Below are 26203 nucleotides of genomic sequence, written 5' to 3' on the forward strand. Positions count from 1 at the left end.
CCTTCACCAAGAAGGGCGAGCCCTCCAGCCAACTGGAGAGCCACAGCAGGCAAACCAATTAAGCTCGGGCAGCAAGTAGACACTGGCTATCGGCAGATGGCTGCCGATAGCTAGCAAAAAGCGGAAAGGGGAACGCCCATCCTGTTGCGGATCAGGCCAGGGCGGCTATCGCACTACCGGCCTGCAACAGGCAGAGCACGGCTTCCAGATCCTGATGACGAATGGCCACCTGCGCCTGTTCCCGCACTATGGGTTTGGCATGAATGGCCACGCCCAGAGCTGCCAATTTCAGCATGGGCAAGTCATTGGCACCATCGCCGATGGCGACAGTCTGGCTCTGGGCCACGCCGTAACGCTCGCGCAGCAGCTCCAGGGTGTGGGCTTTGACCTGGGCATCGACGATCCGCCCCAACACCCGGCCGGTCAGCTTATCGCCCTCACACTCCAGCTCGTTGGCCTCGATATGATCCAGCCCCAGATCCTGCTGCAACTTGCCAGCAAAGCGGGTGAAGCCACCGGAGGCAATCGCCACCTTCCAGCCCGCGGCCTTGGCGTTATCCACCAGCAGAGTGAGCCCGGGCATCAGGGGGATGTTCTCTGCCACGGTATCGAGAATAGAGAGCGGGGCATCCTTGAGCAGGGCGACCCGATTGCGCAGACTGTCGGCAAACTCCAGTTTGCCCTGCATGGCTGCTGCGGTGACAGCAGAGACCTGCTCCCCCACCCCAGCCAGGCGAGCGATCTCGTCGATGCACTCGATTTGGATGGCGGTAGAGTCCATATCCATCAGGATGAGACCCGGCTCATCCAGACGCGGCAGACGCTCCACATGCATGCCATCAATGGGCCATGCCTGGTTCTTGAGCCAGAGCGCCAGCTCGGGGTCGTGGCGGTTCAGCGCCAACACCAGCACCTGGACCTCCGCCAGCGTAAAGGGGGTCAGCAGGTTCCACTCCAGCTCACGGCGCGCCAGCTCGACCAGCAGTTGCTCCACCTCGGTACGGGTCAACTGCTCACCGAGTAGCACCACATAACCGCCGTTATGTGTCAGATGAGCCAAGGGTTGCAGGGCACCATCGACAGCATGGTAGAGGGGGGCTGCAGCCAGCAAGGGCTGCCAACTGGCAAGGTGTTGGGGCAAGTGTGAAAACAGCATCTGGCGTGACGACTCCCTGTGGCCTGAGACATACAACTCACCATGTTCAGACATGGCTTACAAGAGGGCTCAGGGTAACGGCAGACGGGGCAACAGGCAAGCTTGGCACGCCAAGAGCAGGGCTCGTTGGCTGACGTAGCCAGAGTATTGAGGTGGCCAAAAACCACGGGAGGCCAAGGCCTCCCGTCATCTGTGCATACGCGGCTTAGGCCTGGTCGCCTAGCAGAATAGATTCGAGCGCAATCTCGATCATCTCGTTGAAGGTAAGCTGGCGCTCCTCGGCGCTGGTCTGCTCATGGCGCTTGATATGATCCGATACGGTACAGATGGTCAGCGCCTTGGCACCAAACTCGGCCGCCACCCCGTAGATACCGGCAGCTTCCATCTCCACCCCCAGAATGCCGTACTTCTCCATCACATCGAACATGGCCACATCCGGGTTATAGAAGAGATCGGCGGAGAAGAGGTTGCCCACCTTGACCGCAATTCCCAGCTTCTTGGCCGCATCCACCGCATGGCGCACCAGATCGAAGTCAGCCAGGGCGGCAAAGTCATGATCCTTGAAACGGATGCGGTTAACCTTGGAATCGGTACTGGCACCCATGCCAATCACCACATCGCGCAGATTGACATCGTCACGCACCGCGCCGCAGGAACCGACCCGGATCAGCGTCGTCACGCCATACTCTGTGATGAGCTCCTTGGTATAGATGGAGCAGGAGGGGATCCCCATGCCGTGGCCCATGACCGAGATGCGACGTCCCTTGTAACTGCCTGTGTAGCCATACATATTGCGCACATCGGTGACCAGCTGCGCCCCAACCAGGAAGGTCTCGGCTATGTACTTGGCGCGCAGCGGATCCCCAGGCATCAGGACCACATCGGCAAAGGCGCCCTCGGGGGCGTTGATATGAGGTGTTGGCATAACTGGTATCCTTATGAACCCTGATTGTGTTCGAGTTTAGCTTGGCCGGCACAGGGCGGCCTAGTGAAACATGCCATAACGGAGATACTCAAATAAAGCTTTTGCCATACGCCAGCGCCGGTAAGCCATGGTAACTGGCAATGCTCTGGCCTATGTCGGCGAAGGTCGTGCGCAACCCCAGTGCCTGAGTAACTATCTGAGCCCCGGTAAAGATCACCGGCACCCGCTCCCGGGTATGCTCGGTACCCGACCAGGTGGGGTCACAACCATGATCCGCGGTCAGCACGACCAGATCCCCCGCCCCCAGTTGGCTCAGCAGCTCAGGCAGGCGCGAGTCAAAATACTCCAATGCTTGAGCATAGCCCGCCACATTCCGTCTGTGACCATAGGTCGAGTCAAAATCCACAAAGTTGGTGAAGATCAGGCTCTGATCGGGCGCCGCCGTTAACTGGGCCAGAGTGACATCCCACAGTTCGCTGAGGCCCGTGGCCTTCACCTTGGCGGTAACCCCACAACCGGCATAGATATCGGAGATCTTGCCAATGGCGATGACCTGGCCACCGGCGGCCTGCATCCTGTCGAGCAGGGTGGGCATGGGGGGGGTCACCGCATAGTCATGACGATTGCCGGTGCGCTGAAACTCACCGGGTTTCGTTCCGCTGAAGGGGCGGGCAATCACCCGCCCTATGTTGTAACCGCCCAGGGTCAGCTCCTCGCGTGCCAGCTCGCACAGCGCATAGAGCCGCTCCAGGCCATAGCTCTCTTCATGACAGGCGATCTGGAACACGGAATCAGCCGAGGTGTAGAAGATGGGCTTACCACTGCGCATATGCTCTTCGCCCAGCTCATCGAGGATGACGGTACCGGAGGAGTGGCAGTTTCCCAGGTAGCCAGGCAGCTGCCCCTTCTGCACCAGCGCCTCCAGCAAGGCCTGGGGAAAGCTGTTCTGCTTATCGTGGAAGTAACCCCACTCAAACAGTACCGGGGCACCCGCCATCTCCCAGTGACCCGAGGGGGTATCCTTGCCCGAGGAGATCTCCTGGGCATAACCATAGGCCGCCTGGGGAGTGACATGGCTATCCAGCCCGGCCGGAAACTCGCCGCAGCTGGCAGCACAGGCGTGTGCCAATCCCAGGCGGGTCAGGTTGGGGATATGCAAGGGGCCCTGGCGGCCCACATCAGCCCGGCCCGCAGCACATTCCGCCGCAATATGGCCCAAGGTATTGGCGCCGGCATCACCAAAGTGCGCCGCATCAGTCGCGCCACCTATGCCAACAGAGTCCATCATCAAGATAAAGGTGCGTTTCATGGGGTTACTCATCTCTCACTGTTCAGGCCCAAAGGCTCACTCATGTTTTGCTGCGCTAACCCAGGACTCAGTAACCGCTCGTCCCGGATGGGGTTGAACCATGGCCCAGCGTCGCCAACAGACTCGCGAGTAGGCTGGAGGCACCAAAGCGGAAGGTACGCTGGCTTACCCACCCCTCCCCCATGATCTCATCGGCCAGCGCCAGGTACTCGGCCGCCTGAGCGGCATCCTTCACCCCCCCGGCGGCCTTGAAGCCGACGTGGGGGTCCTTTTCCTTGATCACCTGCAGCATGATTCGAGCTGCCTCCAGGGTGGCATTGACTGGCACCTTGCCGGTGGAGGTCTTGATAAAGTCGGCCCCGGCATCGATGGCAAGCTCGGCGGCCCGACGGATCAGCGCCTCGCTCTTGAGCTCCCCGCTTTCGATAATCACTTTAAGCAATACGGCATCACCACAGGCCGCCTTACAGGCCTTGACCAGCTCGAAACCGACCGCTTCATCACCCGCCAGCAGGGCGCGATAGGGAAAGACCAGATCCACCTCATCGGCGCCATAGGCCACAGCGGCCCGGGTCTCGGCCACGGCGATGTCGATATCCTGGTTACCCTGCGGGAAGTTGGTGACGGTGGCGATGCGCACCACCTCGGCTCCCAGCTCGCGCAGGCTCTGGCGCGCCAAGGGGATGAATCTGGGATAGATACAGACGGCGGCCGTGAAACCGGCCGGACTCCGAGCCTGCTGGCACAGGGCCATCACCTTGCCATCGTTATCGTCATCATTGAGGCTGGTCAAATCCATCAGCTTAAGGGCTCGCAGGGCCGCTGGTTGTAACTCGCTCATTACTCGCTCCATCCCATCCATTGGTGTTAACGCACTATGCCACGCCCTCCGGCCAAGGACACAAGCACTTTTCCTTGCCCAACCCCATCAGGTCATCGGCAGGGCAAACAGCCGCGCCACATTGCGCTCGATTTGCGCCGCCAACTCGGCTTCCGGCTCACAGCGCAGCTGCGCCAGCTCGGCCAATACCTGGGCCACTCGGGCCGGCTCGTTGCGCTCCCCCTGATAGCCACAAAGCGGCATGGTGGGGCCATCGGTTTCCAGTAGCAGAGCCGTCAGCGGCAGTGCGGCTATGGCCCGGCGACTCTTTTGGGCCCGTTCATAGGTGATGACGCCCCCCACGCCCAGATGAAAACCCAGGGCCCAGTACTGCTCGGCCTGCTGGCGGGAGCCACTGAAGCCATGGATCACGCCGCCGCGGGCCGGACGATAGCGCCCCAGCAGGGCCAACAACTCGTTATGAGCGCGCCGACAGTGCAGGATCAGCGGCAACGTCAGCTCACAGGCCAGTTGCAACTGGCGCTCGAGATAGTGCAGTTGCAACGGCATGGGCACCGCTATGGCTCCATCCAACCCGCACTCACCGATCGCTACCAAGCCATAGGGCGCCAAGCGCAGCAGGGTAGCCAATTCCACCAGGGCTGACTCCGGCTCAGCGGCCAAAAACCAGGGGTGTAGCCCCAGAGCAAAATAGAGTCCGGAATGCGTTGCCGCCAGCCCAGGAAACCCCGCCCAATCGCGCGAGGCGATGGCCGGCACAATCCAGCGCGTCACCCCGGCGGCCCGGCTGCGCGCCAGCACCTGCGGCAGATCTGCGGCATACTCGCTCTGATCCAGATGAACATGGGTATCGGTCAGCACGCTCTCGCTCCGTAAGCCAAGGTTAACTTGAGAGTGAACCACGCCAGGCCAGAAAGCAAAAGGGCTGCCTTGCGGCAGCCCTCTGATACAGACGATAGCCTATCAGTTAGGCTGGGCACTACTTACCGCACCACTGGCCGCACCGTTCAAACTGGCATAAATCCAGTTAGCAATATCGGTGTTGTCGATATAGCCACCGTTCTGGTTCTGCCCGACAACCTTGGCAAATTCAGGATCCACACCGCGAACGTAGGCGGCCCCAAACTGGCTGCCGGCCCCCTTGGCCCAGAGACGGACTATCTCGTTGGTATGCTGATCAGTCCAGTAGCGAGCTTGTGGCAGATTGCCTTGACCGGCATTTTTAACCGCATCAAAGGCCACGCTATCAGAAGCCGGGCTTAGCGGCAGAGCATTGCCATGGTCGGTGGTCACTATGAGCAACGTCTCATCCCAGCTGCTGTTCTTCTCGACCCAGGCCTGAACCTTGGCCACTGCAGCATTAAAGTCCATCCCCTCCTCTATGATGCGATCACTCTGGTTGGCGTGAGCCGCCCAATCCACGGCCCCCCCTTCGATCATCATGAAGAAGCCGTCCTTGTCCTTAGCTAGATAGTTCAGCGCCCCTTCACTCAGGGTCGCCAGATCGGGAACTGAAGCTATCTTCTTCACTCCGCTCGGTTGGCTCGGATCCTTACCCAGCACCGCCTCTTCGCGACCCTGCTGCAGGGTCCAGCGCACTTTGGGCACACCGATGAGCGGGCCAGCCACCTTCAGATTATTCGCCGCCAACAGCTCGAAATCGGCCTTCTCTTCCAGCAGAGTCCAAGTAGCAGAGGCGCCAGAGGCTTTGAGCGTACCGGCTTTTAGTTGCTGCCAGGTCTGTTCACTCACGGTATCGAAGCGATTTTGACACGCCCAGCTTGCCGCACACTGGGTGCTATTGAGCTTGGTGAGATCCGTACCATTGCCGTCAAAGTCTGGATGACCGGTGCCCATGATGAGGTCAACGGCATTATTCAGCAGCATGCTCGAGGCTATGCCCTGCATATTCTTACGAGAGAGATCATTGGTAGCAAACGCCGCCGGAGTGGCATGGGAGAACTGCACCGAGGTGACCACACCTGTGGCTTTGCCAGCTTGTTTGAGCGCCTTGGTCACAAACGGCAGCGGCTTGCCGTGGTTATCATAGTTGATGGCATTGTTGTACGTTTTATGGCCCGATGCCATGGCTGAACCTGCGGCCGCTGAGTCGGTGACATTGGTGCGCAGATACTTATAACCTTCGATAGCCGTCTTGTACTTCTCATCCCAAGGGGTGCCAATCTTAGGATCCCAGGCCTTGGCGGCATCATAGCTGCCCACGGCGATATCATCATTGGTGGGATTGTTACTGGTGTTGAGAGGGAAAGTGGTCATGCCCAGACGCACCGGCATCTGCTTGTAGATCGCCAGATCGTTGGTCTTTACCCCCTGCTGGTAATTAGCGGCCATCTCCCATGAGTTCCAGCTAGTGCCATCGCTGATCATCAGGATCACGTTCTTGGCCAGCTTGGGTTGGCTCTGAGCTTCAATCTTGTAGGTAAAGAGGTAGCGTTTGGCATTACCACTGGCATCGTAGGCCAGTGCCTTGAGGAAGAAATCAGTCCCCTGACTCTTCACATCCTTAGCCAGCAGGGCTTGTCCCTGATAGCGCGGCGAGTTCTTGCTAGGCAGTGACCCGTCCGTGGTGAAATAGAGTACAGGAGCCTTGTCCTGATCATCGGTGACACTCAGGGTAATGCTCTGCTCTGCCGGATAGCTACCGGTTGGAACACTCGCCGTGACAACTGGCGCGGTGTTATCACCTTTGATCAAATAGGCAAACGTGTGGCGAGCCCCGTTTCCATTGGCATCATAAGTGAGCGTACGGATCAGCATGTCATTGCCTGCCGTTAGGCGATCAACAACTTGAATTGCCTGCCCCTGATAGCGGGGCGAACTCTTGCTAGGAAGCGAACCATCCGTGGTGAAATAAACCACGGAAGAGGGGCTGCCGACGTTCAACTTTACATTCTGAACTGTGGTATAGCGGCCTGCCTCTGGGGTGGCCGTGACAACTGGACGAATGGGACCGGCATGCGCCTGTATGGCCAATGCCAGCAAGCTTAGGGTCAATAGGGGCTTGTGCATCTGAAAAACACTCCATGTCATGTTCAAATTGGGTCACGCTTCCATGCTCAACATCCACCCAAGAGGATGGGGCAAACATCTTGGCCTGTGACGGAAGAGGGATGGCAAATAAAGTTCACCTACTTTCAGTGGTGATTACATACCCTTACCCATCTTTACATATGATTTACGATCATCGTTACACTAATGAGTCTAAATCGTGGAGTGATGCAAATTTTGACTATTTTATCAATTGGCTCCAAAAATAAGGGCGACCCTAAGGCCGCCCTCTTCATTGCCACTTCGCTGGCTCGGATCAATGTTCCCGGGTCTTGTGGAACACCACATCCGGGTGGCGCTCCATGGTCAGGTTGAGGTTGACCATGGTCGGGGCTATATAGGTGAGGTTGTCACCGCCATCCAGCGCCAGGTTGATGGCACACTTACGCTCGAACTCGTCAAGCTTCTTGCCATCCTTGCACTCTACCCAGCGGGCGGTGCTGACGTTGATCGCCTCATAGAGCGCCTCGACGCCATACTCGCTCTTGAGGCGCGAGACCACCACGTCAAACTGCAGCACCCCCACGGCACCGACGATGAGATCGTTGTTCTCGATGGGACGGAACACCTGCACCGCCCCCTCTTCGGAGAGCTGCACCAGCCCCTTGAGCAGCTGCTTCTGTTTGAGCGGATCCCGCAGCCGGATACGGCGGAACAGTTCCGGTGCAAAGTTGGGGATACCGGTAAAGCGCATATCCTCACCCTGGGTGAAGGTATCGCCTATCTGTATGGTGCCGTGGTTATGCAGACCGATAATATCCCCCGGGTAGGCCTCTTCGGCCTGCTCCCGGTCGCCGGCCATGAAGGTGACGGCATCGGAGATGTTCACATCCTTGCCGATGCGCACATGACGCATCTTCATCCCCTTCTCGTACTTGCCGGAGACCACCCGCATGAAGGCGATGCGGTCTCTGTGCTTGGGATCCATGTTTGCCTGGATCTTGAAGACGAAGCCGGTGAATTTCTCTTCGGTGGCATCAACCACCCGGCTGTCGGAGGTACGCGGCATGGGCGCTGGCGCCCACTCGGTGAGGCCATCGAGCATATGATCCACACCGAAGTTACCCAGTGCGGTACCGAAGAACACCGGCGTCATCTCGCCCTTGCGGAAGGCGTCCAGATCGAACTGGTGGGAGGCGCCCTGCACCAGCTCCAACTCCTCGCGCAACTGGTCAATCAGATCTTCGCCCACCGCCTTGTCCAGCGCCGGGTTATCCAACCCCTTGATGATGCGCTTCTCCTGAATGGTGTGGCCCTGACCGGACTGGTAAAGGTAGATCTCGTCCTTGTAGAGGTGATAGACCCCCTTGAACTGCTTGCCACAGCCGATGGGCCAGGTGATCGGCGCGCAGAGGATCTTCAGCTCGTTCTCCACCTCATCCAGCACCTCCATGGGGTCGCGTACTTCGCGGTCCAACTTGTTCATGAAGGTGATGATGGGGGTGTCGCGCAAGCGGGTCACTTCCATCAGCTTGCGGGTTCTATCTTCGACCCCTTTGGCGGCGTCTATGACCATCAGGCAGCAGTCCACCGCCGTCAGGGTACGGTAGGTATCTTCGGAGAAGTCTTCGTGACCCGGGGTATCCAGCAGGTTGACCAGACAGTCGTTGTAGGGGAACTGCATCACAGAGGTGGTGACCGAAATGCCCCGCTCCTTTTCCATCTCCATCCAGTCAGACTTGGCATGTTGCCCCGAGCCTCGGCCCTTGACAGTACCGGCGCGCTGAATGGCGTTTCCGAACAAGAGCACCTTCTCTGTGATGGTGGTCTTACCCGCATCGGGGTGGGAGATGATGGCGAAGGTGCGGCGTTTGCCCACCTCATTGAGGAACTCAGACATTAAAAGGTCCCGCTAACTGGCAATAACACAAGGAATATGGCCGCGGATTATAAACCAAGGGCAGTTTTTGCCCAAGGAAATGGTGGGGGCCCCTGATTATCCTCGATAGAGTCAACTCATGACGGCGAAAACGTCCATTTTGTGAGCGCCCATTGAGTCTTTACACTAGGAGGAGGGCAAACTAGCGCACACCAAGATTAACACCCGCCCTGGAGAAGCCATGTCCAACCAAATCCGTTGCTATCGCACCCTCACCCTCTTACTGACTATGAGTGCCACTACTGCTGGCCTGAGTGGCTGTGGCGGCGGGGATAGCCCCACCAAAGTTGTAGCGCCCCCGGTATCGATCAGCGCCACAGCCCAGACCAGCGATCCGGCAGCTACCCCCACCACTCAGGCCGTCATGCGTTACCTGGCAGACCTCAGCAACGATAGCCGTCCCGGGGTAATAGCAGGCCAAAATAGCGGGCATGGGGATCAAATCCTCAATAGCAGCGGTCCATTTGGTTATAGCGCCCTGATTGCGGCACTGGAGCAGCAGACAGGCGAGGCGCCTGCGCTGCTCGGTCTGGACTACGAATACGATGCCATCTTCACCCCGGAACAGTTGGCCAATGCCAACCAGAAGTTGCTCGAACACTGGCAAGCGGGCGGCCTCATCACCATCAACTGGAGCCCCAATAACCCCTGGTGGAATGATGAGAGTGACTTGAGTAATCACCCTGGTGGCGGCGATCTCACCCGTACCTATGGCGGTGACATGAACCAGGTAAAACTGGCCGATCTGGCCACGGCGGGCACACAGATCCAACCTATCTGGCAGAGAAAACTGGATCGCATCGCCACGGCACTGCAGGAGCTGCAGGCGGCGGGAGTAGTCGTCTTATGGCGACCAATGCAGGAGATGAACGGTAGCTGGTTCTGGTGGGGGATCAGCAGTGAACCGCAAAGTTGCAGCGGCTACATCCAGGTGTGGCAGCAGATGTATCGCTACTTCACCCAAGAGAAGGGGCTACACAACCTGCTCTGGGTCTACTCACCCAATCGCGGCCCACTGACCACAGACGAAAGCTATGGCATCAAGCCGGTGGGTTGGTGCTACCCAGGCAGCGACTACGTGGATGTGGTCGCCGGAACCCGTTATGACGATACCCTCTCCATAGATGATTACCCGAGCTACCGCCAGTTCGGCAAACCCCTGGGGATGGGCGAATATGGCCCCACCATAGCCGGTAAGGCCGCCACGGCAGGCAGCTTCGACACCCGCAGCTACGCTCAGGTGTTAGCCAACTACCCCGCCATCGCCTACTGGGTCAGCTGGCATGACTGGAACAATGCCGATGGCAGCCGCGAACACCAGTCTCTGGTTGGCAACCAGCACACAGTGGAACTGATGCAAAATGGCGCCATAGTGACGCGAAGCCGGGTAGACCCCAGCAGCCATAGCCACTAGCACACTCATGCCCTCTAAAAGCCAAGGAGCCCGTTTGGGCTCCTTGTTTTTACCTTGAACGATTAAACGCGCTGCACCGCCAACCGGGTATAGGCTCGCTGCCGCCCCAACAAGTAGAGGCCGATAGCCAGCCCCAAGCCACTCAGACTCACCACATAGTAGGCCGGAGCCAGCACATCTTGCTGCAGACCCAGGGTCACCAGCATGGGCGTCAGGCCACCACACACCGCATACGCCACGTTGTAAGAGAAAGAGAGCCCGGAGAAGCGCACGGGCGCCGGGAAGGCATTGACCATCACATAGGGCACGGCCCCGACTATCCCCACGCAAAAGCCAGCCAAGGCATAGTTCAGCAGCAAAGTGTCGGTACCACTTTGCAAACCGCTATAAAAGTTCCAGGTGCTCAAGGCCAGTGCCAGAGAGCCACAGACAAAGGTCCAGCCGCTCCTTATGGCATCGATCAGCCGCCCCGCCACTATGCAGCCCAGCGTCAGAGCGACAATCGCCAGCGAGTTCGCCTCCAGCGCCTCAGGGGCGGTAATGGCATACACCTTCTGCAGGTAGGTGGGGCTCATCAAGATAACTACCACTATCCCGGCCGAGAGCAGCCAGGTTAACAGCATGGAAACCACTACCGCCCCCTTGTGCTCACGCAGCACGGCCTTGAGCGGCATCTCGGCAGCCAACGCCTTGCGCGCCTGCAGCTCGGCAAAGACAGGAGTCTCATGGAGCCAACGACGCAGATACATGGCGATGATGCCAAATACCCCACCCAGCAAGAAGGCCAGACGCCAACCCCACAGGGTGACCTGCTCCGGTGCAAGCTGAGTGTTGACGAGGGTCGCCACCAGTGAGCCGAGCAAGATACCCGCCGTCAAGCCTGAGGTCAGAATGCCGCACGCCAAGCCGACCCGGGATGCGGGCACATGCTCGGCCACAAAGACCCAGGCGCCGGGCACTTCACCACCGATCGCTGCCCCCTGCAGTATGCGCAACCCCAGCAAGAGCACGGGAGCGGCGATCCCCACCATGGCATAGGTGGGCAGCAGACCTATGAGCAGCGTGGGGACGGCCATCAGGAAGATGCTCAGGGTAAACATGCGCTTGCGGCCAATCTTGTCGCCAAAGTGCGCCATGATGATGCCGCCCAGTGGACGAGCCAGATAACCGGCGGCAAAGATGCCGAAGGTCTGGAACTGGCGCAGCCACTCTGGAATATCGGGCGGGAAGAAGAGGTTACCGACGACCACGGCGAAAAAGACAAAGATGATGAAGTCGTAAAACTCCAGCGCCCCGCCCAAGGCCGCCAAGGCAAGGGTCTTGAAATCTTGCCGGTTCAGTTTCCTGGCCGGAGTCGAGATGGAGTGCAACATATCCTTATGTTTCCTATAGCATTTTGGTAGTGGCTACTATGCACCTGAGGCGTAAGGGTGTAAATCGCGGGATCTGCAATATGGCCTTGCAGCTTGTGGCGGGTGTGTCCACCTCCGGCAGGCGGCGTGAGGGGCATAGTCTATGCCCCTTGAATCCCCAGCCCAATACTCGCCACGGGCATAGGGCTATTGCTCTTGTAGGTGCGTATTAGCACAGCGTAATCACACGCATGGAGGGTGATGACGGGCTATCAAGCTCCGGGGATACGGCTCGCCATGCTGTTGCTGTGCGATGCGTCTACCGATTGGTACACGCCGCTAGCTTTTGCTTTACTCCTCCCCATTTCAAGGGGGAGGCCGGGAGGGGGTCGCGCTTATCGGGTCTGGAATCGTTGACTACGACATCCACCGTTCGCCCTGAGCCTGTCGAAGGGGCTCTATTCGCGTTCTAATTTGTTGATTTTATAGATGGTTCCGGATTAATCCGGTTCCGCCCTCATCGGCAATGGTGATTTGCCAACCTGCTGTTGGCGGGGCGGCAAGGGGGCAAAAGGCCCTGCCCCCTTGACCCCTGGCCTTGGGTTTATGCCGATTGCCGGGAAAGCCCCGGGCTCTGGGGTGAACTTGCAATTATCACTGGCGTCATATGGAGCAACTGTGGAGCAAGCGAAGCTCGCGATGTTTTGGCTTTACTCCTCCCCCTTTTCAAGGGGGAGGCCGGGAGGGGGTCGCGCTTATCGGGTCTGGAATCGTTGACAACGACACCAACCGTTCACCCTGAGCCTGTCGAAGGGGCTCTATTCGCGTTCTAATTTGTTGATTTTATAGATGGTTCCGGATTGATCCGGTTCCGCCCTCATCGGCAATGGCGATTTGCCAACCTGCTGTTGGCGGGGGCGGGTTAAGGGGGAAAAGGCCTCGCTACGCCATCCATGGCTTCGCAGTCCACTCGGGCTGTCCCTGCCCTCGCGCCAAATCGGGGCCGGGATAATCAATCCCGTCCAAACCCCGATTTGGCCCTTAACAATCCTGCGGCTGGGCGTATGCCGACTGCCGGGAAAGCCCCGGGCTCTGGGCTGATCTTCACCGGCCGGGAGCCACACGCCATCCCTGGCGTGACGCTCCCTTTTGCGGTCATCCTGACCGCGCACCGGCTACGTTCACCCCGCCACCCGGCCCGGCAGACGGCTTTGGGCTTGGGTGATGGCTTCAGGGTGAAGAGCCAAGCGCTTGTTGGGGCCATTAGCGCAGCGTCATTGCTCACATAGGGCCATTAGGCTTGGATGATGGAAAGCAACAAGCCCTGAATCCCCAATTGGCGGTCAAAATGTGACCCAGCCCAGGTGAATCCATTTTCCCCGATGGGAAAAGTGAGGTAGCGTATGAAATCAGATTTCTCAAGATCACTGTCAGCCATAACAGCACCACCCAGATGAGACCCTGGTACTGTGGTAGCCGCAAACCATGCGGTAGCTATGACGGTTGCTCATTCAACATCTCGCTCTTAGCCCGTAACAACAAAAATTGTGCTCGCATAAGACTCGCGCTTGCATAAGAGAACCACATTCAACTTATAAAGTTCAGTGGGTGGTTGAGAAAAAACCTACGTCTTGTATTAGTTATTTTCCCCAAATTTATCAAATGAAGTGTAGGAATATTCTCCTATCTATTTCGGATTATTCGATCTCGACATGAGCGCTAAAATACTCGCAGGTATGATGTAATAACATTCACAAATAAATTCAGGCAGGGAAATAAAGTGATAATCAGTGAAACACTTAAGAGTCGAATAGGTAGCGAAGAGACAAGCACAATCGCACTGAACCTATCAAATTTGGCAGAAGAAATTATTAGTAGAGCGCGAGAGCATCTAAAACGAGTGATAGCAGTATTAACAGAATTTGATCTGCACGATGAAAGCCATAGTGATCGAGTTGTTAAAAACATTGAAGAGCTAATTGGTGAAGAAAATATAAATAGGCTTTCTATATATGAACTTTTCTTGTTGCAAACATCAGCATACTTACATGATTGCGCGATGGCTCCATCAGAATGGGAGATTAAACTTTTTGAGTTTACAGAGGGTACGGATGAATATTTTAAAAACAAGAGCTCTTTAAGAAATGATTTAAAACCACCATTCACCATCGCCAAGGCAATAATTGAAATTGCAGGGTGTTCAGATTTCACATTTAATTCGGGGTGGTGGTTTGCGCCATCAATTGAAGCCGAATGGTATACGGAACTTGCTGAACTACTAACAGATTATCAGGAATTTAGGAACGGCTATAAACTGGACTTTGAACAGATTCAGTCAAGCGACGACTTCGGACAATTAAATAATAAAATTCGAGTGGAATTTATCAGAAAAAATCATCACATACGAATAGAACAATACATAAGAAATATGATTCCATTTTTTGGGACTCATCTATCACCCGCCATCTCGGCTAAACATATTGCATTGGACCTGGCACACATTTGCCGTTCGCATGGTGAAAACATTACCTATATAGAAAATTTAAAAACAAACACAAGATATTCTGGGACGGAAAATGTGAATCTTCAGTTTGTTGCCATGATGCTTCGGCTTGGAGATATCATCCATTATAGCTTCGATAGGGCACCCGTAGCCATTAGCTCATCTAAGCAGTTTGCATCGAATTACAGCTACCAGCAATGGGCTATAAAAAACAATAGCGTCAACTATGGCATTAGCAACAATGAAATTTCATTTCAGGCATTCTGTGAGCAACCCCATCATTACTTCATGCTTCAGGATTATATCGATTGGATTGATGAAGAGTTGCAAAACTATCATCGATTAAGTCGTTATTGGAACGGTCAGTACAAATACGAACTACCTGAAAAGGTTAATCGCGAGAGCATTGAGTATGACAAGGATGTTTTCACACCCAAAATGGGATTGAAATTCAAACTTGATCAACGGAAAATTATTGAACTATTGATGGGGGTTGGATTATACAAGGAAAAGTATGCATGTTTAAGAGAGTTATATCAAAACTCACTGGATGCATGCAAATGTTTACAGGAGCGCCTAAAATCAAAAGATATAAGTGGCGACTGTTCAATTGAGTTTGGCCTTCACAGAATGGGTAATAAAACGTATCTTTACTGTAAAGACTCAGGTATAGGCATGAGTGAATATGTTATAGAAAAATTCCTTTTGAATATTGGGAATTCATTCTATAAGTCATCAGAGTTTTACAAACAGCAGGCAAGATGGAACGGGGGGTTTACACCGACCTCACAATTCGGCATCGGCATTCTTTCTTGTTTTATGATAGGTTCCCAAATTGACATACTAACAAAAGAGTCAGAAGGCGAACTCATTTCATGTACTATTGATGGCCCTCATGAAAGCTTCTACTATAAAAACATCACAAAGGCCGATAGGGAAATAATTGGCTCATCTGGCACAATTGTAAAAATTCTTTTACACGAAAGCGTTGCTAGCGAACTAATTAATACACCGCATGAAAAGCGAGGGATTACATATATATGCAACATTGATATTAATCATTTACCCAAGCAGTTAAAACATTATGAATGCTATTTAAAGGACATAAAACACCATCTGTTTTACATTGTGCAGAAATTTGTGAAAATTCCAGCGCCAAACATTCACGTCACAGTAATTGATGATGGCAATAATCGCTTCTTGATACCAAAATGCCCAGAGCCGTTTGATTACAAAAAAATTGGACTTAAAGATGAAGATTTAGAAATTATCGATTATTCGATTAAACACCGCCATTGGAATGAACCCATGAGACTTAATTATTCCGATGTTTATCCATTTATTACGCCCTATATAATATCCGCAGAGATTGACGGCACGTTCTACACCACACATTTAAACTTACCAACAGCTGATTTTCCATTTGCAGAAAATATTCAATCATTGTGGCTTTATCCAATAATATTTGGCCATGGGATTTGCATTGACGGCATTGTCATTTTTACTGACTTTGGGAGCATGAATGAGTGCAATAGTAGTCTTAATGTTCTTCAAACGACTGGTGTTGTTAACTATACCGGAGCAGAACGACCTCAACTATCTGTTGACAGAACATCGATCACAAAGTGGCCACAGTTGGCTCAAGTATATGAAGAACTTTTAACTATAGCATATGGAAAAATTATAGACACCGTTCAGCTACATATTTCATCGCATGACATTAATGCTGACTCCAATGAATGCAACCTGATTTGGCAATATATATTCTCAAGGTTTGGCAAGGGGTGCCCTGTATTTATCGATAAACTATTAGACACAAACTTTGGCGATATTATCCTTCCAAAAACTGGAGGATTTACATCTAAAGATATGAGCATTCGTGATTTTACACGCAGCACCAAAACATCAATAGAACACCCAAATAATCCAAACTTAAGCCTTATATCTCAGGTTTTACTCAAAGGTAAATTGTTGAGCGCTGGTCACCTTGCCGTCAAAGAAAATATCATTGAAGTTACCTCAGATAGAGGTTGTCAGACAACCCAGTTTAGTTGGGAGGATAATAGGCATTATGAAGAGTTAGTTCGTGCTGATGATTGGAATCATGCGGTTTTACATGATTATGATATCATTTCCAACCTACTACCTGTTGTACCAAACTGTTTATTTGAGGCAATAAGTAAGGATGAGAGAGAAGAGATAATACAAGGTAGAGTATATCGTGTAAATAGTTACTCCAATGGGATAGGAGCATTTTTTAATCAAGACCCGATCTTAATTAAACAAGATCTAGGCATGTTTAATTCAAATTCACTACTTGGTCAAAAGGCGTTCATTTACGGTTTTGACACAAACCGAGGAGCCTTCCAATTATCTGAAATAAATCCAGCGTGGGACAGCAAAAACAAATTTGTTCTCCTTGCATTTATTAACCCGCGAGCTTTGACCATGAATGAAGAAAAAGAATTGAATAGATACGTAGAGAAAGATCCTGATTATGTCAGAGGAGTGAAAGAAGGTTGGAGCATCCTGATTACGGGAGTATCCAAAGAAAACACTCTAATAAAGGCTGGCATTCAAAAAAGAAATACCATGGTTGAATTGCTGTCTTGCGAATTTTGGAAAGAACATTCAGATTACAATTTTAAATTCCTTGATGGCACGCCTATGGTTAAGCCACAAAACACTTAAAATGTAAAATTTATTTTGCCTTGCATTGGGAGGCATAGATGCGACTATCAAACACATTAGCACACAGACAACATTGCCGAAACAATATTTTATATAAAAACAACCACCTCATTTATAATATCGCAATAGCAAATATCATTATGCGAAATACAGCCTCCATGACTGCGATGATGCTGCACTCATTACCCCCAGACCAGCACCAACAAGGACGTTTATCATGAAAACCGGAAACCTCAGCAAATACCTCCTTCACTTCGCCATTACGTTCCTGGCAGTGTTGGCAGCCATCTTTCTCTATAAGTTCATCGAAAAACCGACCTCCATGACGGAAAAGATGGATGCGCAGCAGATAGATGCCATCAGGGCGCAAGCCAACATCGTCAATGGATTCGAGATCGCCAGACGCTTCCAGACCGCCATCGAGGTCTATTGGCAAACGAACGATACATTGCCCAAAAGCAATAAAACCATTGGCTTACCCGCGCCCAGCGAATTTGCCAATGATGGTGATGTGGTGGAGTCCGCCGAAGTCGTCGCCCAAGGCGCGGTGAAGATTGTGTATAACGAACAATCCGGCATCAAGAATGGCATCATTTATTTCATCCCGGATATCTCCCATGCGCAGACAGCCGGTTTGCAATGGCACTGTGTCAGCCCCGACTTCGCCGATATTGCCAAGGTTATAGCCAGCTGCGACTATAAACCGGGTTTTAAACCTGAACCCGTCGCAGGGTAAAGCTCAGGGAGCTCGCCGTTATGCTCGGCGGGCTTCGCTCAACTCAGCCCACCCTACGGGACAGACTGTGTTTCTAGCATTTGCCCATCATCACCCAAACCCGAAGCCGTCTGCCGGGCCGGATGTAACCGGTGCGCGGTCAGGATGACCGCAAAAGGGAGCGTCACGCCAGGGATGGTGTGAGGTCCTTGTAAATCTGCCCATCCTTCATGATGACCAGAAAATTCCTGGCCGGATCTTCAATCAACTTGATGTTCGCCACCGGATCCCCCTCCACCAGCAGCAGATCGGCGAGCGCCCCCTCCTCGACAACGCCCAGCTTGCCCTCGTAGGGGCTGCGCAAGCCGGATAACGCCAGCAGTTGCCCGTTGTCGCCGGTACCCATCGCCAGCACCTCGGCGGGGGTGTACCAGCGCACCAGCTTGGCCAGCATTTCTCCCTGGCTTGAGGCCAGCTCGGGACTGAAGATGATGTCTGTGCCCCAGGCCGTCTTGATGCGGTATTTTCTGGCCAGCGCGTAGGCGATGTCGGTGCCATGGGCCACGGCCAGCTGTTTTACCCGCCGGCTATCGGTCAGGGGGGTCCAGTCTGCGTCATCCAGCAGCGGTTGCAGGCACCACCAGATCCCCTTCTCGGCCATCAGTTGTACCGTGGCTTCATCCACCAGCTGTCCATGCTCGATACAGAGCACGCCCGCTTCAATTGCCACCCGGATAGCGCGCGGCGTATAGGCATGCACTGTCACATAAGTTCCCCAGTTCTCGGCTGCCTCCACTGCCGCATGCAATTCGGCAGCGGAAAACTGGCTGACATCGAGGGGATCGTAGGCTGAGCCAACCCCGCCCCCCGCCGTGAGTTTGATCTGGCTTGCCCCCTTCATCAAATTCTCGCGCACCCGGCGGCGCACCTCGTCCGGGCCATCGGCGATGGCCGACAGACCGATGCGCTCCGCATAGCCCAGCGGATCACCCTCGGCTCTGGGGATCTCGGTGGCGGGACGAAAGTCGCCGTGCCCACCAGTCTGGGAGATAAGCGTCCCTGACGGGAAGATCCGTGGCCCCATGATGAGACCGCGATCGATGGCACTCTTAAGACCAAAACAGGGGCCTCCCATGTCCCGCACCGTGGTAAAGCCCCGCAGCAGCATGGCCTCAGCGGCCTGCCCGGCAGCGATGTGCACATAGCCGATATCGGCATTCAGCGCCTCGTTCATGGATACCGCCATCATAGCGATATGCGAGTGCGCGTCGATAAGCCCCGGCATCAGGGTTCGCCCATGGCCATCGATGCGGGTGACCGCGACGCCAGGCTCTATGGTGATGGGGGCTGTGGTAATGGTTTTGATGAGATTGCCGACCACCAGCACATTGGACGGCCCGGATAAGGGGGCACCACTGCCGTTAAAGATCCGGACATTTTCAAAGATCACCCAGGCAGGCGCGGACGCCGGGGGAACGACAGGCGAGCTCGGGACTGCGGGTTTCGGTGGCATGCACATGGCTCATATCCTCAATAAGTGGGCCACACGGCCTGGTGGTAACGAAGGGGCACAACAGGGTGCGCCAAATTGGCCATTGTCTCACCACACTCGGGTCTAATGACCTGAACTGTATAGCATTCCTGGTAATTTCATCGGGAAAGCGGCATGGAATATGGGCAGGGCCCGACTGGGTCGCACGGCGGCGACCAGAGGCAAAAATGAGAAACGCCCCGACAGGACACCCAACTCAGTAAGTGACGGCAACACAGGCACGGCGGAGAGCGCCTTATGAACACATCCGCAATCAACAGTCACGAGCCGGCTTATTGTCATCTGGCAAGAGAGAATGAGGGCACGGCACTTTCGAAAGTGTCATGCATTTCAAGGGGAAAGGCGGGAGGGGGCCTTGGGCGAGTCGATGGGCTGGGCCTGCGGCAATGCCCCCGACTAAGATCTCAGGGCATAATGGCAGGAGAGCCCTTTGCGATACAAACAGGCTGGAGCCCCCGCATCCCCTCACAGGAGTGGCATAAGTGTCATTTAACCATGATCACTCGGCCTACTTGCGGCTGAAGAGATAGACGGCGTTATCTAACTCCGGAGGCAATACCAAACGACTAAGGTGTGGCGATGTCGTCATGGTAAAACCGCTCTGAGCCAGATACTCACGCCAATTACCGGACGCATGTTGGTGTAGACTGCCAATCACTATGTATAACTTGACGCTTGCGGTATTGAATATCGCCTCTTCGAACGGATTATCGGCCGGAGGCCAAGAGCAGATAACCACCTCTGGCTGATATTGTTTTAACGCCGCCTGAGCATCCATTTTGATAACCCTGTCGGGATAGGCAATGGCATGTCCCCAACTGTAGTTATCGGTAGCAACAATATTAACGCCTGCCTCGGTTAGAAACTCGGTCAAGGTTCCATCACCCGCCGCTATTTCAAGACAAGCCTTTTCCCGCATCAAATGAGCCAGTTCGGCAATCAAGCGTCGGGAATAGAAACAGTAAATCCCCTTAGGCTGCACTAACGGCATAAGAAAACGTTTTTGCCACAGCAGCGGCCAAATAATTCGAAACCAGAACAGGGAGACCGGCTTTCGCTTCAAATCATAAGCAAAGAGCAGTTTTTGCGCTATGTAGCCATTGAAGTAGTTAAAGCGCACCTTGCCATGAGACACCCCGGTCGATATTTTCAACAAGCGGTTTTTAATGGCTAGCGAGATCAACCGGTTTCGCACCATTCCCGGCACTGCCGTTTGCCACGCCTTACTGCAACCCGGGTTTTTCCGCACACTTCCGAGGGCCAGAGTCGAGTGATGGGATGCGCGTTTAATATATTTTTGCAGCTCCCCCATATCGCCCGTGGAATAAATGCCAAACAATTCAGCATCCACCCGCTCCCACTCTTGGGGATATCTGGCAATTAGTTCATCCAGGGTGGCGTCATTTTGTATCCACTGCCACTGCTCCGCATATGATTGAACCTTCATCGACCGCCATCCCTGAGTCATATTTGGCTCATCATATCAAAGATAGGCGGGTGGAAAACGACCCCTTTTCCCACTGGGTATTGGGCTATGGCCCAATCGCACAACTTAGAAGATGACGGCAAAAGTCAGAAAATAAAAAAAGGCCGGTTAAAAACCGGCCTTTTTTCAACATCTTAGCGTGAGCTAGCGAATTACATCATGCCGCCCATGCCACCCATGCCGCCCATATCCGGGGCAGATGGGGCATCCTTCTTCGGCAGGTCGGTGATCATGCACTCTGTGGTGATCATCAGGCCAGCGACGGAGGCTGCGAACTGCAGGGCAGAGCGAGTCACCTTGGTTGGATCCAGGATACCCATAGCCAGCATATCGCCATACTCTTCGGTGGCGGCGTTGTAACCGAAGTTACCTTCACCTTCACGTACACGGTTGGCCACAACAGAGGGCTCTTCACCGGCGTTGGCGACGATCTGACGCAGCGGGGCTTCCATGGAGCGCAGGGCTACACGGATACCAACGGTCTGATCTTCGTTGTCACCCTTCAGATCCACCAGCTTGGCAGCGACACGCACCAGCGCGACACCACCACCGGCAACCACGCCCTCTTCAACGGCCGCACGGGTAGCGTGCAGGGCATCGTCAACGCGGGCCTTCTTCTCTTTCATGGCGACTTCGGTGGCTGCGCCAACCTTGATCACCGCAACGCCGCCAGCCAGCTTGGCTACGCGCTCTTGCAGCTTCTCTTTGTCGTAATCAGAAGTGGAGTCTTCGATCTGTTGACGGATCTGCGCCACACGAGACTCGATGGCCGAGACTTCACCGGCGCCATCGATGATGGTGGTGTTGTCTTTGGTGATGACCACGCGCTTGGCGCGACCCAGATCTTCCAGCGTCGCCTTCTCCAGCTCCATACCGATCTCTTCAGAGATAACAGTACCGGCCGTCAGGATGGCGATATCTTGCAGCATGGCCTTGCGACGATCACCGAAGCCCGGTGCCTTGACGGCAGCAACCTTGACGATACCGCGCATGGTGTTGACCACCAGAGTCGCCAGGGCTTCGCCTTCGACATCTTCGGCCACCAGCATCAGCGGCTTGCCGGACTTGGCGACGCCTTCAAGCACAGGCAGGATTTCGCGGATGTTGGAGATCTTCTTGTCTACCAGCAGGATGAACGGATCTTCCAGTTCAACGGCACCGGTTTCCGGCTTGTTGACGAAGTAGGGTGAGAGGTAACCACGGTCAAACTGCATCCCTTCTACCAGATCCAGTTCATCGTGCAGACCGGTACCATCTTCTACTGTGATGACGCCGTCACGACCGACCTTTTCCATCGCTTCAGCTATGAGGTTACCCACGGTAGCGTCAGAGTTGGCGGAGATAGTACCAACCTGAGCCACAGCCTTGGTGTCGGCGCAAGGCACGGAGAGTGCCTTCAGCTCTTCAACGGCAGCGATAACCGCCTTGTCGATACCGCGCTTCAGATCCATCGGGTTCATGCCGGCAGCGACGGCCTTCAGCCCTTCGGTGACAATGGATTGAGCCAGTACGGTGGCGGTGGTGGTGCCGTCACCGGCGGCATCGTTGGCCTGGGAAGCAACTTCCTTGACCATCTGGGCGCCCATGTTCTGGAACTTGTCTTCCAGTTCGATTTCTTTGGCAACGGTGACGCCATCTTTGGTGATCAGCGGTGCGCCATAAGACTTGTCCAGCACCACGTTGCGGCCTTTCGGGCCCAGAGTCACTTTAACGGCGTTAGCCAGTACGTTGACGCCTTCAAGCATCTTCACACGAGCATCGTTACCAAACAGTACGTCTTTTGCAGCCATGTCTTAAAATCCTTAAATCTTGGGAGGTAAAGGTAAAGAGCTAACCGGTTGGGCTTAAGCTTCTACGATAGCCAGGATGTCGGTCTCGGAGAGGATCAGCACTTCCTGACCATCCAGCTTCTCGGTCTTGACGTTGTAACCTTCGTTGAAGATCACTTGATCACCGACCTTAACGGCCATCGGCTTCACTTCACCACTGTCCAGGATACGACCTGTGCCCACGGCCAGAACCTCGCCACGAGTGGACTTCTGGGCAGCAGAGCCAGTCAGAACAATACCGCCAGCAGATTTAGATTCGACTTCGGTGCGCTTGATGATGACGCGGTCATGTAATGGACGGATTTTCATCGATAACTCTCCTAATGAGTGTTGTTACCTTAAACGCGGCCAGCAGTGGCCGAATTGGAAATAGAGTTCTCCACCAATTTGGGGGCACTTTTGGCCACTTCAAGGGGCGGAGTGAAAAAATTTGCGCGCTACCCCCACCGCAGCCACGAGCCCGGCTACTCTTTGCGCTCGAACTCACCCTCTATGGTGGTGCCTTGGGGCTTGGTGGCGCCCGGCTCGCCCGCGGTCGGCGCCGACGCTTGAGCGGTCGTATCGGCGAGCTGCTCACCAAACACCGGCTTTTCCGCTTGGGTATAGGCCGTGCTGTTAAATGCAGCACCATGTGCCTGCATCTTGCTAAAGGAGTGTTTGAGCAGCCACAGCGTCAGCAGGCGGCGGATCGCCGGCTGCAGCAACAAGAGGGCCAGAATATCGCTGACAAAACCCGGGAAGATAAACAGGAAGCCGGCCACCGCCAGCCAAATCCCCTGCAACATATCACCCGCCGGGGCTTCACCACGCTGCATGCGCTGTTGCATATTCAGCAGAGTGGCCACCCCCTGGCTACGTACCAGTTGGCCACCAAGCAGGGCGGCGACCACCATCAGGATCAGGGTGGTCAGAGCGCCAATACTGGAGCCCACCTTGATGAGCACCCAGATCTCCAGAAAAAAGAGACCCAGCAACCCCAGAAAAAACTTACCCATAGTTACCTCAGTATCAGTCGGAATCGACCCTATCATGGGGATATGGGGTCAACTCGGTCAAGTTTCAAGCATGCGGAGGCAGAGAGTCTTACACTCCCGGCAGACCCCGGCACCGCGTGTTACACGCTGACAGAGCAGCCGACAATTTTGTTAGCCCATCAGGCTGCGCGTTTGCCCCCTCCGATAAGCTAGCCAATTAAGTCTCAATAGACACCAAACCTCACTCCGTGGTGAGTGATTTATGGGCGGGACCCCGTTATAGTGAGCCAGCTCCATCTTCAGTCACGGCAGCCTCACCGCGGAGATAGTTTCATGCCCCAAGCTCTCGTCGTACTCTGTACCAGCCCCAATAATGGGGTGGCCACCCTACTGGCCAGCCAGATAGTCGAGGCTCGCCTCGCCGCCTGCGTCAATCTCATCAACCCTGTGCTCTCCATCTATAGCTGGCAAGGCAAAATAGAGAAAGCGAACGAGGTGCAACTGATCATCAAGACCCATAGCGAACTGTTCGAGCCACTGCGCAGCTTTATCCGGGCACACCACCCCTATGAAGTACCGGAGATCATCGGCCTGCCCGTGCTGCTAGCCGACGAGGATTATCTCAACTGGCTTAACGACGTAACCCTATGAACCAATTGCTTTGCCGCCAAGCTCCTACCTGGAGGGCGTGGTTATTACTGCTCATCGGCCTGCTGAGTTCAGGTTGGACGCTCACGTTACCGGCGGCGCCGGCCGCCACCAGTGCCGATGCCCTACTGGGCGATCTGGGTCTGGCCCCGGCCAAGCCCCATTTTCTCCCCGCCGAGCAGGCATTTGTCTTGCAAACCCGACAAGAGGGCGCGCATCTGCGGGTGCAACTGACGCTAGCCGATGGCTACTATCTCTATCGCGACAAATTGAGCTGGCAGGTGAGTGGCGGTCAGTTGGGTGAGGTCGCGCTCCCCGCCGGCGAACGCCATGAAGATGAGTTCTTCGGTCAAACCCAGGTCTTCTATCAAGCCGTCAGCTTCACTATTCCTCTGCTCGCGGTACCCACTGGTGCCCAACTGACGCTGGGGTATCAGGGCTGTACCGAGGGGCTCTGTTATCCGCCCGTGAGCCAAACCATACATCTACAAGCGGTAGCCGCACAGAGCTCCTCGGCAGAGGACACGCCGGCAAACCAGGTCAGCGCTAACACGCCAGAGCCCACAAGGGGCGTCACTGACCGACTCGCGGACCAAGTACAACAGGCCCTGAGCTCAGGCACTTGGGCTGCGGCTGGGATCTTCCTGCTGCTCGGGCTGGGGCTCGCTTTTACCCCCTGCATGCTGCCCATGTACCCCATCCTCAGCGCCATCATACTGGGGCGCGGCAGCCTCAGCGTGGGGCGAGCCCTTGCCCTCTCTTTGGCTTATGTGCAGGGCATGGCGCTGACCTATACCCTGGTCGGACTGGCCGTGGCCGCCCTGGGGGCCAGCTTGCAAGCCTGGCTGCAACACCCTCTGGTACTGACGCTGTTTAGCCTGCTGTTCGTGCTGCTGGCGGCCGCCATGTTCGGCGCCTTCGAACTGCAACTCCCCGCCAACCTGCAGCTGCGTCTGCATCGGCTGGCGGGCCGCTCAAGCGCCGGCTCCCTGCCTGGGGTCTTCACCATGGGGGCCATATCCGCCCTGATCTGCTCCCCCTGTACCACGGCCCCCCTCTCGGGCGCCCTGCTCTATGTGGCCCAGAGTGGCGATCGGCTGCTGGGTGCCACTGTGCTCTATGCCCTGGCGCTGGGCATGGGCATACCGCTGCTGTTGCTGGGCACTCTGGGCCCGCGCTGGCTACCGCGGCACGGTCTGTGGATGCAGCGAGTCAAGGTGCTGTTTGGTTTCCTCTTGTTGAGTGTGCCCATCATTCTGCTAGCTCGCCTGCTGCCAGAACCGTTGATCCGTGCCGCCTGGCTACTCTTGCTGATCTGCAGCTTGGGCTACCTGCTGCTGGCCCTGCTGCCCCGCTCCCGACTGAGATTGGCCTCCTTGCTGCTGTTACCGCTACTCGTCTGGTTCGGTTGGCAACAACTGGCGCCTGCCACTCAAGCGCTCAACTTTCGCGCCGTAGCCTCGCTGGGTGAACTGCAACAGGAACTCGCCGCCGCCCGCGCTCGCAAGCAGCCCGTGATGGTGGACTTTTATGCCGACTGGTGTGTGGCCTGCAAACAGATAGATGCCGAGACCTTCAGCAATGCCAAGGTGCAGGCGGGTCTCACCCCCTACCTGCTGCTGCGCGCCGATGTCACGGCACCGGGTAAAGCCCAACAGGAGTTGTTGCAAGCCATGTCGATCCCTGGGCTGCCGGCCATCCTCTTCTTCGGCCAGCCGCCACACCCCTTGGCTCGTATCGACGGTTTCCAACCGCCGGAGCAATTTCTGGACACCCTGCCCAACTGTCAACCTGATCACTGCTAAGCCCCAACTAAACGGCCGCCTGCAACGCTCCAGTGCTGGCGGCCAACCCGCCTCA

General features: G+C 55.2%; 19 protein-coding genes. 5 read left to right on the forward strand and 14 right to left on the reverse strand.

Going from position 1 to position 26203, the window contains the following annotated elements:
* Positions 1-151 precede the first annotated feature (151 nt).
* From serB to prfC, 7 genes are all read right to left on the reverse strand, one after another.
* The gene (serB, locus tag ACZYTD_RS00185; protein ID WP_463887634.1) at positions 152-1156 is read right to left on the reverse strand and encodes a phosphoserine phosphatase SerB; all 1005 of its coding nucleotides are present in this window, start codon (positions 1154-1156) and stop codon (positions 152-154) included.
* Between the two features lie 205 nt (positions 1157-1361).
* Positions 1362-2081, reverse strand: coding sequence for a purine-nucleoside phosphorylase (deoD, locus tag ACZYTD_RS00190; protein ID WP_463887636.1), 720 nt, complete (start codon positions 2079-2081; stop codon positions 1362-1364).
* A gap of 88 nt (positions 2082-2169) precedes the next feature.
* Positions 2170-3390: a phosphopentomutase gene (locus ACZYTD_RS00195; RefSeq protein ID WP_463887637.1), complete on the reverse strand. Its 1221-nt coding sequence runs from the start codon at positions 3388-3390 to the stop codon at positions 2170-2172.
* Between the two features lie 67 nt (positions 3391-3457).
* On the reverse strand, positions 3458-4231 hold the full coding sequence (gene deoC, locus ACZYTD_RS00200) for a deoxyribose-phosphate aldolase (protein WP_463887638.1): 774 nt from the start codon (positions 4229-4231) through the stop codon (positions 3458-3460).
* An 87-nt stretch (positions 4232-4318) separates the two neighbouring features.
* Positions 4319-5092, reverse strand: coding sequence for a TatD family hydrolase (locus ACZYTD_RS00205; protein WP_463887640.1), 774 nt, complete (start codon positions 5090-5092; stop codon positions 4319-4321).
* A 102-nt stretch (positions 5093-5194) separates the two neighbouring features.
* Complete coding sequence (locus tag ACZYTD_RS00210) at positions 5195-7261, reverse strand: alkaline phosphatase (protein WP_463887642.1); 2067 nt, start codon at positions 7259-7261, stop codon at positions 5195-5197.
* Positions 7262-7556: 295 nt separating this feature from the next.
* Positions 7557-9140, reverse strand: a complete 1584-nt coding sequence (prfC, locus tag ACZYTD_RS00215; RefSeq protein ID WP_463887645.1) for a peptide chain release factor 3 — start codon at positions 9138-9140, stop codon at positions 7557-7559.
* 220 nt (positions 9141-9360) lie between these two features.
* Between prfC and ACZYTD_RS00220 the strand changes: the two genes are divergently transcribed.
* Positions 9361-10593, forward strand: a complete 1233-nt coding sequence (locus ACZYTD_RS00220; protein WP_463887647.1) for a glycoside hydrolase family 26 protein — start codon at positions 9361-9363, stop codon at positions 10591-10593.
* Between the two features lie 62 nt (positions 10594-10655).
* Here ACZYTD_RS00220 and ACZYTD_RS00225 read toward each other — a convergent pair whose 3' ends face one another.
* Entirely contained in the window at positions 10656-11966 is a 1311-nt protein-coding gene (locus ACZYTD_RS00225) for an MFS transporter (RefSeq protein ID WP_463887650.1), read from the reverse strand.
* 1273 nt (positions 11967-13239) lie between these two features.
* Positions 13240-13383: a hypothetical protein gene (locus tag ACZYTD_RS00230; RefSeq protein WP_463887653.1), complete on the reverse strand. Its 144-nt coding sequence runs from the start codon at positions 13381-13383 to the stop codon at positions 13240-13242.
* 342 nt (positions 13384-13725) lie between these two features.
* Between ACZYTD_RS00230 and ACZYTD_RS00235 the strand changes: the two genes are divergently transcribed.
* Together ACZYTD_RS00235 and ACZYTD_RS00240 are read left to right on the forward strand one after the other, a co-directional pair.
* On the forward strand, positions 13726-17139 hold the full coding sequence (locus tag ACZYTD_RS00235; protein ID WP_463887655.1) for an HD domain-containing protein: 3414 nt from the start codon (positions 13726-13728) through the stop codon (positions 17137-17139).
* A gap of 217 nt (positions 17140-17356) precedes the next feature.
* Positions 17357-17875 (forward strand): pilin, encoded by a 519-nt coding sequence (locus ACZYTD_RS00240; protein ID WP_463887658.1) that lies wholly within the window; start codon positions 17357-17359, stop codon positions 17873-17875.
* A gap of 163 nt (positions 17876-18038) precedes the next feature.
* On the opposite strand, the gene ACZYTD_RS00245 is transcribed toward ACZYTD_RS00240, so the two are convergent.
* The 5 genes from ACZYTD_RS00245 to ACZYTD_RS00265 all read right to left on the reverse strand — a co-directional run bounded on the left by ACZYTD_RS00245 (position 18039) and on the right by ACZYTD_RS00265 (position 23716).
* Positions 18039-19367, reverse strand: coding sequence for a metal-dependent hydrolase family protein (locus ACZYTD_RS00245; protein WP_463887660.1), 1329 nt, complete (start codon positions 19365-19367; stop codon positions 18039-18041).
* Between the two features lie 547 nt (positions 19368-19914).
* A complete protein-coding gene (locus tag ACZYTD_RS00250) occupies positions 19915-20874 on the reverse strand; it encodes a class I SAM-dependent methyltransferase (RefSeq protein ID WP_463887663.1) in 960 nt (319 codons plus the stop codon).
* 170 nt (positions 20875-21044) lie between these two features.
* A complete protein-coding gene (groL, locus tag ACZYTD_RS00255) occupies positions 21045-22682 on the reverse strand; it encodes a chaperonin GroEL (RefSeq protein ID WP_463887666.1) in 1638 nt (545 codons plus the stop codon).
* Between the two features lie 54 nt (positions 22683-22736).
* Positions 22737-23030 (reverse strand): co-chaperone GroES, encoded by a 294-nt coding sequence (locus ACZYTD_RS00260; protein WP_463887669.1) that lies wholly within the window; start codon positions 23028-23030, stop codon positions 22737-22739.
* A gap of 155 nt (positions 23031-23185) precedes the next feature.
* A complete protein-coding gene (locus ACZYTD_RS00265; RefSeq protein ID WP_463887671.1) occupies positions 23186-23716 on the reverse strand; it encodes an FxsA family protein in 531 nt (176 codons plus the stop codon).
* Between the two features lie 312 nt (positions 23717-24028).
* On the opposite strand from ACZYTD_RS00265, the gene cutA reads away from it, so the two are divergent.
* Positions 24029-24346 (forward strand): divalent-cation tolerance protein CutA, encoded by a 318-nt coding sequence (gene cutA, locus ACZYTD_RS00270; protein WP_463887673.1) that lies wholly within the window; start codon positions 24029-24031, stop codon positions 24344-24346.
* Positions 24343-26148 (forward strand): protein-disulfide reductase DsbD, encoded by a 1806-nt coding sequence (dsbD, locus tag ACZYTD_RS00275; protein WP_463887676.1) that lies wholly within the window; start codon positions 24343-24345, stop codon positions 26146-26148. Before cutA ends, dsbD begins: the two co-directional genes overlap by 4 nt.
* The last annotated feature ends 55 nt before the right edge of the window (positions 26149-26203 follow it).

It is taken from the genome of Pseudaeromonas sp. HNCC25DJ180, assembly GCF_055413345.1.